Here is a 16010-nt window from a genome sequence, read left to right as displayed (position 1 = left end):
AAAATAAATTATAAAACTGAATTCATCCAGGTATGCAGAAGCTCCATCCAGCTTTCACATTCCGGCTGCAGCTTCGCCCCATCGTACCGCTGACTCAATGCTCCTGCAGTCGCAAGCCCGTGTTCGCCTTTATCATACATATGAAATTCACAGAGGACTTTCTGTTTTACAAGAGCGGATGCAAACAGCAATGAATTTTGTACAGAAACCGTAGGATCGGTATAGGTATGCCAGAGGAAGGTTCTTGGCACATCCCTGTGCACCAGAAGCTCCAGCGATACCTGCTTTCTTGCCTGGGGATCACAAGCGCGCTCCTGCAACAGATTCTGCATACTCTCCTCATGTGCAAATTCCCCGCTTGTAATGAGTGGATAACAGAGAATCTGCGCATATGGACGCAGATCGTCTCTATGAAAATACTCAGTGATAAGCGGCTGGTTCCAGTAAATTCCAAAGCTGGCTGCCAAATGACCGCCTGCGGAAAAGCCCATTAGAAAGATACGTTCTGGATCAATATTCCATGTTGTACCCTCATCCTTCAAAAGCTGAAAGGCCGCGGCAGTCTCAAGCAGAGCCTGGGGAAAGGCGGCAGGAGCACAAGAATAGCGCAGCACCGCTACCTGATACCCCATTGCATTCAAACGCAGAGCAACCGGTTCTGCCTCACGATCGCTCGTATACCGGTACGCACCTCCGGGCATAAGCAAAACAGCTGGACGTTTTGTACTATGCAGCAATTCCTTCGATGCATCCATGAAATAGGTTTGTAAAATAGCACCGCTTGGCTGTCCATGCAGATATACGGTAAGCTTTTCTGTATTCATAATTATCCTCCTATGGAATAAAATACGTTGACAATTCTCTAGATATCTTAGTTTTCACGTTCCTTGCGATAACGCTCCTGATCCAGAAAAAACATGGTAAAGGTCGCGCGTGAAAGCAGTACATCCGCATCATTGAAAATGAAAACCTCATACACACCGGTTGTCCTTCCTGCAGAAATTTTCTGTGCTATACCAATCAGCTTCCCACCTCTGCCTGGTTTGATATAGTTAATAGTTCCGGATAGGGTAACACTGTCGCGTCCGGATGTGAAGCTAGCCGCTCCGGCTGCTGTATCTGCTAAGGAATACAATGCGCCGCCATGGACAAAGCCATGAACATTCAGAATCTGTTCATCTATAATCATTTCCACCTTCGCATACCCCTCCTTCACCTCCACCACACGCATATCATTGCTTTGCAGATACTGTGAGGATGAGTTCAGCCTTGCTTTTAATTCTTCCAACGTTTCCATGTGTTCGTCTCCTTATATCTTTTGTATGCTTTTTATTATACCACGCTGTTCTATGTAGTGTGCAGGGAATTGTATGAAGGAAGCTAAAACCACAGTCACGTTGAATATGATTAAGCTTTCTTTGCTTCCTGTTCATATCAGGCAACACGCTAAACCTTTGTCTTTCTGAAAACAAGGGCTCACTAAGGGATACGCCTCGTATATAGCATTTCATTCAAGCATATTCCACAATCATCGAGAAGAAAGATACCTGCAAAATAGCAGGGAATCAGTTTTTACCACAAAAAAACAGTGCTCCCTATATCAAATACCCATCTGCACACATAATTGAACACCTCAATACATGCGCTATCGTTTCATAGACATTGTTTTCTATGTACAATATCGTGAACGACAGTCTTATAACGACTGCTTTGTATGAATTTCAAAGTTCTTATCGTACACTATATCTTTTATAAAACACCTATTTATAGCCTCTATAGAAATATCTATTTATAGTTCCTATAAAGATTGATATAAAGATAAAGAAGCGTTATACTTAAAATAGAGATAGCAAGGAGGAGATATTATGAATGTTTTCATGAGTTTTTTCAAGAAATTGATATCACCACGTCTATGCGAATCGCTCCTGTTTTCCCGTGCATTATAAACAATACGAATTCTATTTTCATACAAAAAAACAGTATTTTAAAAGCCTCCCATGGATACCAGAATGCTATCAATCAACGTATGGCTTATCCTCCTGTATAACTTCGTAAAACAGTGAGAATAAAAGATGTCCCTATTTATTTATCAGCCTGTGAAAAAGGCACACAAATTTAAAAATCAAATAGAGAGAAGGTAGAATGATGAATACAAAAATGCAAAAGATTCTATTCTTTATATGGATCGCAATCAACTGGCTTGCGGTATTGTATTTGGATAAAAGCAGATATGGGGTTTTGTTTTTTACTTTTTCCTTTGCCCTTGTCTCCTGTATACAAATCCTGTATCAAAGAAAGCTGCATAAACAGAAAGAAAACGGAATGTATATTTACATCCTCGGTGGCTTGCTTCAAACACTAATCGATGCTGTTTATTTGCTTTTTATCAGATAAATGCACAGATATGCCATATAGAATCATCCATTACATGATCATATATATAAGAGAAAAACTTTCAGATGGAGCTGTGATCCGCTGAGAGTTTTTTTAACCGCTGTGCCCTGGTTGTATCGCTGACTGTATACTTCTGTAGCCCCATGATGCATAAAAGCTCCCTTTCCTCCCCACGATAATTCAGTTACCCTTTTCATCAGCTTTTCTCCTTATCAGCCACATACAGGAAGCTGCGCTTTTTACCTGACAGCCCTTATCAGACCTGCGTATGGATTACGAATAGATTCCATAATCTTATGCTGGAAAAGGAAATCACTTTTCAGCTATAGCCTAATTTGATAAAAGCCTGAGATAACTGCATAGTTTTTAAATGCCGTGCCTTGCATCATGGTGCTGGAAAGTAATTATCCCCTTTCAACAATGAAACAGCCCTTCCTTTACCCAGAAGCTTTCTCCTGTACATTTACATATGTGCAGAATGTTATTCGCATAAGCATCGTACAATCACTTACCGTAAGCATATAGTCCATCCTATAATTCATTCTATTGACAACCGCAGCGATATCTGATAGTGTCTTACTGACAGGAAGTGATTTCATGCTTACAAAAGAGAGATTTTACCGGATTCTGGAGCTTCTCGATCATAAATCATTCATTACCATACAGGAGCTGATGGAGGTACTGAACGCCAGTAAGTCCACGGTGAACCGGGATTTGATCGAGCTGGAAAAGCAGGGACTTATCCAGCGGGAGCGCGGAGGCGCCATCAAAAAGGAGATGCCTGCCACGCTTAGCAGCTACAAGGAAATACCGGTGATGGATAAAGAGCATATCCACAGCAGGGAAAAGGATATCCTATGCCGCAGGGCTGCGGAAATTGTAAAGGATGGGGATTGCGTGTATGTTGATTCCGGTACAACACCAAGCTATCTGATTCCCTATATTGCGAAAAAAAATATCAAGCTCGTCACATCCAGCATCTATGCCCTGCGCAAGCTGCCTGCCTCCTTTTCCGGAGAGCTGTTTCTGATCGGTGGGAAATACGATATGCGTTATGATATGAGTGTCGGCTATCTCACAACCGAGCACATTCGCAAATTTCATTTTGATCATGCCTTTTTCAGTGCAAGCGGCGTGGAATTGGATTCTCAAGAGGTTCTGGCAATCGACTTCACAATCAGTGAGGTTAAAAGCACCGTTATGCAGCGCTCCAGAAATTCCCATTTGCTGATTGATGACTCCAAGCTGTCCATACGTGCTCTGTGTACCTGGGCCATGCTCTCTGATTTTCAGGATGTCTATATCAATGCCGCTGAAAGCCTGCAGGAGCTGGAGCTTCCGGAGCATTTCATTCTTTGTAAATAAAGGGAACTCTGTCGAGTTCTTTTTTTCTGGCAATCTTTGTTCTTCTGCATAACATAGGCTTGAGGGGGAAACGTATGCATCTTCTATCCGCATTGCTGTTTGCCATATCTGCGAACATTGACTGTCTTGCCATCGGATTATCCTATGGCATCCAGTCTGTCAGAATAGATGCCAGAAGCAATCTGGTGATTGCCGTCATATCCACTGCAGGCACCATGCTTTCCATGCTTGCAGGAGAACCGCTTGCGGCCTTATGCTCACCGGACACAGCCAATCATATCGGAGCAGTTCTGTTAATTTTGATCGGCCTTTGGATTCTTTTTCAAAACTGCTTCAGAAAACAAAAAAACCTGAAGGAATACGACCGGGATGCGTCCGGAAGGATAGATATGAAGGAGGCTGTTGCCCTGGCATTTGCACTCACCATCAACAATATGGGACTTGGCATATCGGGAAGTATTACCGGCCTACCTATCTTCATGACCTGCAGCTTTACCTTTCTTTGCTCCTTGCTGTTTATTGCAGCAGCACAGCTGGCTGGTAAAAGCTGGATGGCTTCCTTCATTCACAAGTATGCACAGGCGGCAGCTGCATGGATGATTATCCTGCTGGGAATCCTGGAGTGCTGTATATGAAAAATATGCAAGGCTAATCAACGCTCAGCTTTGCATATTTTTTTAAATAGAATGGATAAAATAAAGAGAATTCCAAAGCTCTCTACATACCGAACACTCAGCGTTCGCAGCCGCTGACACCCCTGCTCCAGAATTTCCCCTACCTGTAAATAGGGCGATGAGCCTAAGGAAGGCAATCCATATCCGGCTAACAGAAGCAGTATCCCACTCATCAGCAAAATAACTGCTGCTATGCGTAGTGTACGGGAAACAGAGCCTGCAGAAAGAAGCAGAACAACAATGGATAAGAGCATGGCACCGCAAACGTACCGTACCGCATACTCCTGCAAGCCACTATATAAAAAACGAATACCCAGAATGGCAGAGGGTGTAAGGGATGCTCTTGTTTCCTTTGCGAGTGTTTGCAGGCGGGAATTGAGATTCAGCTGCTTTGTCAGCACCTGAAGTAGCAGCGCTTGCTCGGTATCGCTCAGACTGGTATTCTGAAATAACGTGTCCTTATCCGTAGACAGTAATTCAGAAAACTGCCGATTCAAATCCGGTAGCTGTGCATCCGGTTGCGCAACACTTTGTAGAAATGCCATTCCTGCTGTATCGAGAAACTGTGTCCAGTCCTTACGCTTCATCAGATTTTCCTGCAGTGTATCCAGCTGCTGCATGATCGGCTTTTCCACAAGGAATCCGCCCGGTATCTTTTCCAGTGCTTCCCTGAGTGGTGCTTCCAGATTCACATGGGAAATAACGAGCTCACTCATTCCCTGCTCCTTGATCTGCTTCAGTGTTATAACACAGCCCAAAAGAAGGGAGGTACAGAAAAACAGGAAAGCACTGAATAGCAGAACCGCTTTTCTCATGCAGACTGCCTCCCCTGTAGCTTGGGCAGCACAGCTTTATCCACCAGTGTCTTCAGCTTTGGATAGGCATACAGCAGAAACTGTTGATAGCCACACTGCTGTGGATTCATGAACACACTGCGAAGTCGTTTACAATTACCATGACATATCCGCTGAAACGGACAGGTATGACAGCGTACAGGCTCCTCCTGCTTTAGACATGCAGCTGCCTGTTTGCTATGCAGGGCGGTATGCAGATCCGTATCCATGACATTTCCGCATCGGTATTCATCCAATACATAAAAATCACACGGATACAGCGAGCCATCACTTTCCACAATGTATTGAAACTGACATGCTCCCAGCATACCGCAGGTTAGCTGGCAGGTATCACCCTGTAAAAGCCGCAACAGATTATCAAAAAGGGAGATACTCATATACTGCTTTTTCATACGATCCTGCAGCCAGATATCGAAAAAGCCACGATAGAATCGGTAGAATAGCTCCGGTGTTAAGGAACAGGTATCAGATACTCCCTGTAAGGGTGCCAGACAGGGAATCAGCTGAACATGTGTAAAGCCGTGCTCTTTATAAAAGGCATACAGCTTTTCTGGCTTTTGGGCAAGCTGTCTGGTAAGCACGCTCAAAATATTAAAGGATACATGATAGCGGCGTAAAAGCTGAATAGCTCGCATCACCTTCACATAGGTGCCGGAGCCGTTTCTGGTACGAAACCGGTCATGCTGCTGCTTCCAGCCATCCAGAGATATCCCCACCAGAAAATTATTTGTATGAAAAAAAGAACACCAGGCTTCATCCAGCATATATCCGTTTGTCTGTATTGCATAGTGAATCGTTTGATTCGGTGTACAGAGCTGATTGAGCATAGAGATAAAGTGCTCATAAAAGGAAAGTCCTGCAAGCAATGGCTCTCCACCCTGAAAAGCGAACGTGATAACTGCATCCTCATCGGCAGCCTGAAATACCCGTTCCAGCAATGCCTGTACAATTTCCGTCTGCATACGTCCGTAATCACTGCAGCTTCTCAAAGAAGCCACATCTTTATAGAAACAATAGGAACAGCTCATCTGACAGCCTGATGATACCGGTTTTATCAATAAGGATAATGATTTCATGCACAACGTCTCCTTTTTACAAGGATAAGTATATCACACTTGGCAACCGCTCACTTGTCGTAAATACATCTTTCGCATATCGTAAGATATTCATGCACATAGCTCTATGCAGGTTTTAGTCTTCACTGAATACACCCCTTTATTCGCATGACTAAACGGATGAGGTTACTGTCAGATACCTGAAAACAAAGCATATACTGCACTTATTCGTATACTTTTATCCTTATACTTTTAAACGTGTATATATAGAAGCAAAGCATAACCGTATATCATTTTTATCCTGCTGCATGCTTTCAATAGAATCGTAAAATGGTCAATAAAGGAACAAGATACAAGATGTTTGATAAAGGATTGCATGTAAAAAGGAAGTCTGTTCATTGTCCTAACAACAAAACAGACCTCCTGTGTCTTAAAGCTATATTCTCATTCAAACGGATACTTCATACCCCACTGTCTGCGGATTTCATCCATCAGGGATACGACATCACTTGATATTTGTAATGTATGATTTTCTGCTGCTCCTGATACTACAGCTTCCATATCACGCACCTCATACAGCAAGGCATCTCCGCGCACTCCCGCATCAATGGTTTCTGTCCAGCCATCCTTTGTATACCGTATTTCAAAGCTGTTGGCTCTTGGATATTCGCTGATTTCCAGATATCCGTCTTCTCCCGCAATGATTCCTCTTTTTGGAAGCTTGGCACGCATGGTCAGTGTAACCGTCGCCATTTCATCCAGTGAATTACGCAGGATGATACCACTCATTTCATCGACCCCTGTTTCAAAAGGAAGCATACTGGTAAGAATGGTATCCGGCTGCTCATGCAGAAACCAGCGTACAAGAGACAGTGCATAGGTACCGATATCCAGCAGAGCACCACCTGCCAGCTCACTGGAAAAGAATCGGTTGTTAACATCATATTCCTTACAGCTGCCAAAATTCACCTGCAGCATTTTCAGCTTGCCGATTGCCCCTGACTCCACAAGTTCCCTTGCCTTATGAAAAACAGGCATATGGAAAATCGTCATGGCCTCCATCACAATCAGCCCTTTTTCCTGTGCAAGCTGCATTACCTCCTGCAGCTGTTTATGATTGACGGTAATCGCCTTTTCACAAAGGACGTGCTTACCGTGCCGCAATGCCTTCATCATATAATCATAATGATACGTATGCGGTGTCGCTATATATACGATATCCACTGCTTCATCCTGTAAAAGACTTTCAATATCATAACAGTGCTGTACTGTATACTTTTCCGCAAAGGCCAGCACCTTGTCCATGTGTCTGCCAGCGACCGCATAAATACCACCATGCTCCTTCATTAAGGCATCCGCCATCTGACTGGCAATCACGCCCTGTCCCAGAATACCCCAGTTCCATGTTTTCATATTGTTTTAATTCTCCTTTTTCAGTAATGAAAATCCAGATGCAGATACAACAAGGATAGCACTGACCTCCCTGGTAAGAAGGGATGTATCAATGACTCCTGCAATGCTTTTCAAAGCATGATTCAGCTTTTTGGGGTCTTCAACCTGCGTAAATTCTGCATCTGCCAGCACATTGCCGTGATCGCTCATAAGTGCCCCGTATTTCCCATCACCATGCTTAAACGTTAATTTGCCGCCCAGTTCTTCAACTCTGCGCTTCACATAGACGCAGGAATCCTCCAGCAATTCCAGCACGACAGGCACGCGAAACTGCAGGGTATCCGACAGCTTGCTGTCATCAATTAACAGCATATAGGTATCCGCCATATTGGCAATCAGTTTTTCTCTGACATGAATTCCGCCTCCGCTTTTTAACGCATACAGACGGCGGTCCGCCTCATCGCAGCCATCAAAGGCGATATCCACATGAGCTACCTGCCTCAACGGTAAAAGCGGTAATCCCAGCTCTACACAAAGTGCTTCTGTTTCCTGTGACGGTGTCACGGTTTGTACCTGTTTTCCGCTTTCCTTCACGAACCGTGCTAGATGCGCAATCGTTGATCCGCCTCCCAGACCGATAATCATGCCATCCTGTATATATTGCAATGCTTCTCTTGCACAACGCTCTTTCATATCGTACCTCCCAGCTGTTTCAGCATCTCTTCCACCTGTTCCTTTTCAGCAATCCCCTTTGAAAATGCACTGGCACTTCCACAGGCTGCACCATAGCGCAGTGCTGCTTCATAGGAATGCTCCTGCAAATAGCCGTACAGAAACCCGGCAACCATAGAATCCCCTGCCCCTACCGAGTTTACAACCTCACCCTTACAGGATGGTGTATGATAGACAGCTCCATCCTCACTCAGCAGCAGCGCTCCCTGCTCTGCCATGGATACAAGCACATTGCGTGCCCCCATAGACTGAAGCTCTTTCGCATATACCAGCAAATCCTCACGACTTGACAGCTCCACCTCAAACATATCTGCCAGCTCCTTATGATTCGGCTTAATCAAAAACGGATGATAAACAAGCGTGGACATCAGAGCTTCTCCGGTCGCATCCACACTGACACGAATACCGCTTCCCTGCAGCCTCTGCATGATATCCGCATAAACATCCTGTGGAATACTGCCCGGCACATTTCCGGATAAAACCAGAATATCATCCTTTTTCAGACGATCCAGCTTTTTCATTAGCTGTTCCAGATGAGAGATACGAATTTGTGGCCCCTGTCCGTTAATTTCGCTTTCCTCTTTCGCATGAATCTTTACATTGATTCTTGTAAAGCCCTGATCCACCTTTAAAAAATCCGGCTGAATTCCCATGGCAGCTACGCCCTGTTCCAGTGCCTCACCTGTAAATCCGGCAATAAAGCCAAGGGCACAGGATTTCATACCGAGATTGGCAAGCATACTGGAAACATTGATTCCCTTACCGCCGAAGATCAGATTTTCTGCCTTTGTCCGCATGATGTCACCGGCTGTCAGCTCTGTAAGCTCCAGTACATAGTCGATGGATGGATTTAATGTAACTGTATAAATCATTCTTCTACCTCTATGATATCTGCTTCCTCCAGATATTCTTTCTCCACACCCTTGCCTGTAATGATCGTCGCATCACTGATATCTGCCGTCGTGATGGAGGTACAGGTTCCAAATTTACTGGAATCCGCCAGAATATAGCATTTCTGAGCATGCTTCATAGCCTCCATTTTCACATACGCCTCATTCGTATCCGGTGTTGTAAAGCCGCTGTCCACCGTGATGCCGTTTGTTCCGAAAAACGCTTTATTGAAATTGTATTTCTGCAGGGAGGAAACCGCCCCCAGACCTACAACCGCCTCTGTTCTGCTTTTCAGCTCTCCTGCCAGCAGGAAGGTGCGAAAGCCCTGTGCGGCAAGACGGCGCCCGTGCTCCAGACCGTTTGTGACATAGATGGCTTCCTCCTCCTTTAAATATTCCACCATATGCAGCGTTGTACTTCCTGCGTCAATATATACAAAATCATGTGCCTGTATGAGAGATGCAGCATAGCGTGCGATGCGTTTTTTTTCCTCTACATGCTCCTCACTCCGTGCTGATACCTCTGTTTCATACAGACCATATTCCTTATGCAGCAGGGTTGCCCCGCCATGTACCTTTTTTAATTTCCCCATTTTGTGCAGTGCCACCAGATCCCGCCGTATGGTGGATTCACTGATGGACAGTGCCTGTGTCAGCTCCAGGACAGTCACCGTTTTCTGTTTCTGCAGAATGGACAGTATTGCCGCAAACCGTTCTTCAGCAAGCATCGTCATCCCTCCTCTTTATGTATAAGTATACGTCCTGTAACAACCATTGTCAATCATATTCAGTCATATAATTTCATAAATCAGTGGAAGATTATGACGGTTTGTGAAAATATGCTTTTATCGGATATTACGAAGCTTCTTACTCAGGTATGGGGAAATGTGACCACTCAAAAAAATGAAGGTGATGAAAACATCTAAGCTCATATCAGCCTGCCTTCTTCTTTACAATGAAGGATGAAAAAACATCTAAGCCCGTGTCAGCTTACCTTCTTCTATCATTGACTCCGGGATCCAAATGCGGAAATGAACAAGAACGATTTCTACTTTTAATATGTCAGCTTGAATATGCTGCTATGTGAATTTCTAATAGGGATTCATGTATGCAAACTCTGAAAACACCTGCTTCATTCCCTTGTGAATGCTTCACGTATAATAAGAAACAGCCTCATATGTGTTTAGAAATTTTTCATTTGCATATGTGAAAAACGTCAGCAGCACTCTGTGATAAAAAAAGTCTGTTCCTTACAAACAGATTTTTCATTCAGGCTGGCTGATATATTTTTTGATTCATAAACATCGCAAGCTTTTCATCATATTCTTTACGCATACCACTGTATTGCGTTAATACAGGCAGACATTTTTCCTTTACCTCCGCTACGATTTCATCAAACTGACATTGAAGAACCTCCGTAATCTGCGGGCTTATTTTTCCATCCTCCGCCTGCTTTGTCAGAATCTCTATCGTTTTTTCTTTGGAATATGCAGCCTTATAGCTCCTTGAACCAAGCAATGCGCTGGTCATATCCGCAATCGCCACGACCTGATCCTCAATACACAAATCGCTTTCCTTCAAAGCATTTGGATAGCCGCTGCCATCCAGCTTCTCATGATGCCGTATAGCTGTTTGAACGATTCGCGGATGCACAAGACCTTTTAAAATATCCTCCGTTAGCTGAACATGCGTTTGCATAATATTCCATGCCTGATTGCTCAGCTTTCCGGGATATTCCAGTATTTCTACCGGTATCCCGATTTTCCCAAGGTCATGCAGCAGTGCACTGTAGTATATATCATGTATCTGTTCTTCCCCAAGACCAAGTGCCTTCGCAAGTCCTTTACTGAGCTGTGAGGTCATAATGGTATGCGTCACGGTATGTGTACTGCGAAAATCAATGGCAAATATAAGCATATCCAAATACTGGCTGCAGCCTTTTGCACTTAACGTGATCGGCGGCTGTGCAATCTGCTGTGGATGCTGCCATTCCTCTAACAAATCATATTTTTGCAGGGTATGAAAAAACAGCTCTACTACATTACATTGAAAACGATCTCCCATATGCTTGCGCAAATATTGTTTTACCGCAGCGGCATCTGGCTTATGTACCCAAAAAATATCCACACGATCCGCTAAATTGATAAATTGTGAAATCCGTGCAATATGAGGGTCTAGCTGCCCCAAAGCATTCGCTGCCACATGGTGAAATAAAATCGCCTCAGCATAACGGGACAGCGGTGAAAAATAAGAAAGAAACAGATAGCCGTAAATGGAATGCTCCCATATATCATGAGCTTCAAAGGACACCATTTCATTTATTTCCTCTGTTTTATAAGCACCGATATCATGCAGCAGAGCAAGAAAATAAATATCCTGCTGTTCCTCTGCAGGAAAGCCTCCATCAACCTCCATCATACGGTATACCAGATGTGCCACCCTGCTTCCATGATGAACGAGGCGGGGGTCCACATAATTCAGTGTTCTTTGAATCAGCTCTGTGATATTGCTGCTGTTGATTACGGCTGCTGTATGCATATAGATTCTCCATTCTATTCATGTACGCTTTATGCACCCTATTATACCAGATTTACCAATAGTTTCCATAAGAAAAAAGAACAGGCTTCATTTCTGAGACCTGCTCCTGTAGCCTGTATTTATACCTTGGAAAGAATAAAGCGGCAATTACCTTTGATTGTAACCTTGCCTGTATTTGCACTGGCAAACACAGAATCTCCCTTACGGATACTCAGCATGGTGTCATCACTTTCAATGCTTCCCTCTCCATTTACGATGACAAAGGATGCAAAGCTTTCCTCATCCACCTTCACACTGCATTCGCTTTTCACATCATATACATAGGTTGTGAAATACTCGCAGGTTGCCATCATCGCACATTTGTATGTTCCATAGTCCTTTTCTTCTCCAATCGGCTTGAAATCACTTTCCAGCGGTGTCAAATTGGAAACATCAATCGCTTTTTCGATATGCAGCTCTCTTGGCTTTCCATCCTTACCGACACGGCCGAAGTCATACACGCGGTAGGTTGTATTGGAATTTTGCTGAATCTCACAAATGACGATACCCTCACCGATGGCATGAATGGTTCCCGCTTCAATGAAGAATACATCTCCCTTGTGCACCGGCACCTTTTTCAATACATCTAGAATGGTATTGTCTTCGATACGTGCACGGAATTCTTCCTTGGTGATTTCCTTATTCGTTCCATAATACAGACTGGCACCTTCCTCAGCATCCAGAATATACCACATTTCTGTTTTTCCATATTCCTTCTCCACACGCAGTGCATACTCATTATCCGGATGAACCTGAATAGACAGATTGCCCTTTGCGTCGATGAATTTAATCAGAATCGGGAAAAATTCAAAAGCATTACCTTTTGTTCCAAGAGCATCCTTTCCCAGCTTTTCCACATACTCGCTCAGCGTCAGTCCTTTGTACTCTCCGCTGTCCACGATACTCTGTCCGTCCTTGTGTGTGGATAACTCCCAGCTCTCCGCCACAATATCCAGATCGGTTTTCTTGTTGTAGTTTTCCTTTAATTTTGTTCCGCCCCACAAATAATCCTTAAATGCAGGGAGCAGTCTTACCAATGCCATATCAAATAACCTCCAGTTTCTTCAGGGCCTTATAGATCCCTTCTTCTTTTACGGTTCCGGTGATCATGCTTGCCACAGCATCCAGCTTTGGATCGTGCTTACGCATAGCAATGCCGTGAACCACACCTGCGAGCAGCTCCACATCATTATCCCCATCACCAAATGCATAGGTAGCCTCCAAAGGTATCTGAAAATGATCAATCAGTACTTTGGCGCCTACCCCTTTGTGAATCGTCTTCTTTGCGATATCAAAGGTATTGCAGTTTCGGTGATAGGAGCACAGATATGTCTTTTCAAGCTCTGCTCCGGCTGTTTCCAGTTGTTCGCGATTTTGAAAGGTCAGTGTGATTTTTCCAATGCTGCCTCTGACCTCCTCAAAGCTGCGGTATTTGACGAAGTTATCTTCCGGTATTTTGAAGTTATCCATGAAGTGCAGATACTCCTTTTCATGCAAATCCTTCACATAACAGAACCTTGTTCCTTCCAGTATGTAATTGATGCCCATAGCATCCATATACTGAATCAGAGATTGCAGCTCCTCATCGGAAAACACATCGTTGTGAATCACCTTGCCATGCACGGTCACATAAGCGCCATTGCTTGTCACATATCCGTCCAGATGTAGGTCCTTCGCCCCGTTGGGGATATAGCTCAATGCTCTTCCGGTAGCCAGCACACACAGGTATCCCAAATCCTGCAGGCGGCTGATGGCAGCTCTCGTCAGCTGCGTGGGAACATAGATTTCATCTCTTTCATCTACCAGCGTTCCGTCATAATCGTACAATACGAGTCCTTTTACCATAATCATCCTCCGTACAGTTTAATTATAGGAGAAACGACAGAGGAATGCAAACAGGAATCTCAAGATTTCCAATGTAGAAACATTTATTTGGAGGAGAACATGAGTATCGCAAGACATGTTGTAAACTATGTTATACGAATGCTTTGTTTATAGATACATTCGTATTTGTATTCCTCACATTGTGATATAGTTTCAAAGGCTAAATTAAATAACGCAGGCACTTTATAAACAGCGTTCCATCTATTTTGAGTTACTTGAGTCTGTTTCCTTCAATGCAGGTTGATTCCTTTGCCTGTGATGGGAAGAACCCATGCTATGAAACCCCCTTTTTATAGAAGTGCCCATTACGAAGCTCTGTAGAATTGAAAGCAAATATGAACAGCAACATCCACTTTAGTAAGCAGTTCCTCTTGATAAGTCTTTTAACATACCATAATACTATCTTATCTTCCCCTGATAATTTTGGTATTTAGCTTGAGCTATACGCTTAACAAACTCTAACCTTCCTTATAATAAGATACTGAATAGTCCCTGCCTGTTAAGCCCTCATTTAAATTTACTAGACATTATAAAAAATTCCCTTACAATAAAGGTTGAATAACTGGGAGGATTTTTATGAACATACAAGCAGTATTTTTTGATATTGACGGCACCTTTTACGATCATGTGACAAACAGTGTACTGGCGTCCACAAAGGAAGCTGTCAGAAAATTACAGGAACAGGGATATAAGGTTGCACTTTGCAGTGGCAGACCATTACAGCTGGCAGCTGAATTACCGGTATTTAATGAATTCTGCTGGGATGGCTTCATCGGAGGAAGCGGCATTAGCGTTTATGATGAAAAGCAAAGACTAATATGGGAGAATGCGTTTTCCAGGGAACAGCTAACAAAGCTGTTTGCGATTGCGCAAAAGCATGAGCTTCCATTGTATGTAAATGGTGAAAAAACCTTTTTAACAAAGCCTCTGCCGGCTGAGAAGGAATTTATTCTTGATTTGTTTCATCTCGGTATTCCGGAAATCAGAGCATGGAATAATGAGCGAGTGGATGTATTGAGTATATTTGAAGGCAAAGCGTATGATTACAGCATGTTTGCGCATGTTGAAAATATCCGGCTTCAGCCATCCTGCGATTATATTATGGATATCCTGAAAAAGGATACGAACAAAGCCAGTGGGATTGCTCAGCTCATGAGGTATTGGCAGTTGGAGGATGGAGCCTATATGGCGTTTGGCGACAGCATGAATGATTGTGAAATGCTGCAGGAGGCCGCAGTGGGTGTGGCGATGGGAAATGCGATGGATGCGTTAAAGCCGTATGCGGATCATATTTGCGGAAGCAGTGATACACCCGCAATTTACGATACTCTGACAGCATACGGACTTATACAATAGAAAAGGAGGTTGCACACATGAAAATCAATGCGGTATTTTTTGATATTGACGGTACCTTTTTCGATCATGTGAGCGGCACAGTTCTGCCAGAAACACTGAAAGCTGTGGAGCTGCTTCAAATGAATGGATATAAGGTATGTCTTTGCAGTGGACGCGCCAAAGAAATGGCAGAGCAGCTCGGTGTCCTGCAGATGTTTTCATGGGATGGGTATGTCGGCGGAGCCGGGGTGAGTATATACGATGAACATCTTGAACTAGTATCGGAAAGTACCTTTACCAGAGAACAGACAGAGCGTATTTTTGCACTCGGCAAGCAGTATGACATCTGCATACAGTCCCATGGTGCATATGAATTTATGACAAAGCCGCTGAATGCATATACAAAGCAGGCCTTTGAGGAATTTCACTGTCTGGTTCCGGAGGTGCGCGAATGGCGGCATGAGGCTTTAACAGCAATCAGTGCCTATGAGAAAAAGGGCTATGACTGGCATATGTTCGATGAAATTGAAGGAATTATTCTGCAGCATCCAAGTGATACCTGCGTTGATATCATGCAGGCTGATATCAATAAGGCGACTGGAATTCGGAAACTGATGGACTACTGGGGCTTCCCTCGTAATTCCTATATGGCATTTGGAGATTCCTTAAATGATATAGAAATGATACAGGAGGCTGGCTACGGCATCGTTATGGGGAATGGAAAAGAAGCATTGAAGCCCTATGCGGATCTGGTAATCGGGCCAAGCAATGAGCCTGTTATTTATGAGACCCTAAAGGATTTTCATATGCTTGATAAGGTGAATTAACAGCAAGCAGCACAATCTGATACAGTACAAA

At 43.7% G+C, this 16010-nt stretch carries 16 protein-coding genes; 5 read left to right on the top strand and 11 right to left on the bottom strand.

Annotation, left to right across the window (positions count from 1 at the left end):
- Positions 1-8: 8 nt before the first annotated feature.
- On the bottom strand, positions 9-824 hold the full coding sequence (locus GKZ87_04340; protein ID QSI24792.1) for an alpha/beta hydrolase fold domain-containing protein: 816 nt from the start codon (positions 822-824) through the stop codon (positions 9-11).
- Between the two features lie 47 nt (positions 825-871).
- A complete protein-coding gene (locus tag GKZ87_04335) occupies positions 872-1297 on the bottom strand; it encodes a hotdog fold thioesterase (GenBank protein QSI24791.1) in 426 nt (141 codons plus the stop codon).
- An 845-nt stretch (positions 1298-2142) separates the two neighbouring features.
- Here GKZ87_04335 and GKZ87_04330 point away from each other — a divergent pair.
- From GKZ87_04330 to GKZ87_04320, 3 genes are all read left to right on the top strand, one after another.
- Positions 2143-2394 carry a hypothetical protein gene (locus tag GKZ87_04330; GenBank protein ID QSI24790.1) on the top strand — a complete coding sequence of 84 codons (252 nt, stop codon included), beginning with the start codon at positions 2143-2145 and terminating at the stop codon, positions 2392-2394.
- Between the two features lie 597 nt (positions 2395-2991).
- On the top strand, positions 2992-3759 hold the full coding sequence (locus GKZ87_04325) for a DeoR family transcriptional regulator (GenBank protein ID QSI24789.1): 768 nt from the start codon (positions 2992-2994) through the stop codon (positions 3757-3759).
- Between the two features lie 74 nt (positions 3760-3833).
- Positions 3834-4394, top strand: coding sequence for a sporulation protein (locus GKZ87_04320; protein QSI24788.1), 561 nt, complete (start codon positions 3834-3836; stop codon positions 4392-4394).
- Between the two features lie 516 nt (positions 4395-4910).
- On the opposite strand, the gene GKZ87_04315 is transcribed toward GKZ87_04320, so the two are convergent.
- From GKZ87_04315 to GKZ87_04275, 9 genes are all read right to left on the bottom strand, one after another.
- Complete coding sequence (locus GKZ87_04315; GenBank protein ID QSI27878.1) at positions 4911-5006, bottom strand: hypothetical protein; 96 nt, start codon at positions 5004-5006, stop codon at positions 4911-4913.
- 238 nt (positions 5007-5244) lie between these two features.
- On the bottom strand, positions 5245-6363 hold the full coding sequence (locus GKZ87_04310) for an SPASM domain-containing protein (GenBank protein ID QSI24787.1): 1119 nt from the start codon (positions 6361-6363) through the stop codon (positions 5245-5247).
- A 423-nt stretch (positions 6364-6786) separates the two neighbouring features.
- Positions 6787-7755, bottom strand: a complete 969-nt coding sequence (locus GKZ87_04305; GenBank protein ID QSI24786.1) for a gfo/Idh/MocA family oxidoreductase — start codon at positions 7753-7755, stop codon at positions 6787-6789.
- A gap of 6 nt (positions 7756-7761) precedes the next feature.
- Positions 7762-8427, bottom strand: coding sequence for a ribose 5-phosphate isomerase A (gene rpiA, locus GKZ87_04300; protein QSI24785.1), 666 nt, complete (start codon positions 8425-8427; stop codon positions 7762-7764).
- Positions 8424-9338 (bottom strand): 1-phosphofructokinase, encoded by a 915-nt coding sequence (gene pfkB, locus GKZ87_04295; protein QSI24784.1) that lies wholly within the window; start codon positions 9336-9338, stop codon positions 8424-8426. Before pfkB ends, rpiA begins: the two co-directional genes overlap by 4 nt.
- A complete protein-coding gene (locus GKZ87_04290; GenBank protein QSI24783.1) occupies positions 9335-10084 on the bottom strand; it encodes a DeoR family transcriptional regulator in 750 nt (249 codons plus the stop codon). The genes pfkB and GKZ87_04290 overlap by 4 nt, the downstream gene beginning before the upstream one ends.
- Positions 10085-10625: 541 nt before the next feature.
- On the bottom strand, positions 10626-11894 hold the full coding sequence (locus tag GKZ87_04285) for an HD domain-containing protein (GenBank protein QSI24782.1): 1269 nt from the start codon (positions 11892-11894) through the stop codon (positions 10626-10628).
- Between the two features lie 119 nt (positions 11895-12013).
- A complete protein-coding gene (locus GKZ87_04280; GenBank protein QSI24781.1) occupies positions 12014-12976 on the bottom strand; it encodes a mannose-6-phosphate isomerase in 963 nt (320 codons plus the stop codon).
- A gap of 1 nt (position 12977) precedes the next feature.
- A complete protein-coding gene (locus tag GKZ87_04275) occupies positions 12978-13778 on the bottom strand; it encodes a Cof-type HAD-IIB family hydrolase (protein ID QSI24780.1) in 801 nt (266 codons plus the stop codon).
- Between the two features lie 615 nt (positions 13779-14393).
- On the opposite strand from GKZ87_04275, the gene GKZ87_04270 reads away from it, so the two are divergent.
- Positions 14394-15173 carry a Cof-type HAD-IIB family hydrolase gene (locus GKZ87_04270; protein QSI24779.1) on the top strand — a complete coding sequence of 260 codons (780 nt, stop codon included), beginning with the start codon at positions 14394-14396 and terminating at the stop codon, positions 15171-15173.
- 17 nt (positions 15174-15190) lie between these two features.
- A complete protein-coding gene (locus GKZ87_04265) occupies positions 15191-15979 on the top strand; it encodes an HAD-IIB family hydrolase (GenBank protein QSI24778.1) in 789 nt (262 codons plus the stop codon).
- Positions 15980-16010 lie beyond the last annotated feature (31 nt).

This window comes from Erysipelotrichaceae bacterium 66202529, from assembly GCA_017161075.1.
Classification (GTDB): Bacteria; Bacillota_I; Bacilli_A; order Erysipelotrichales; family Erysipelotrichaceae; genus Clostridium_AQ.
The sequence above is the reverse complement of the archived record's forward strand: the minus strand, read 5'-3'. Positions and strand labels throughout refer to the sequence as shown.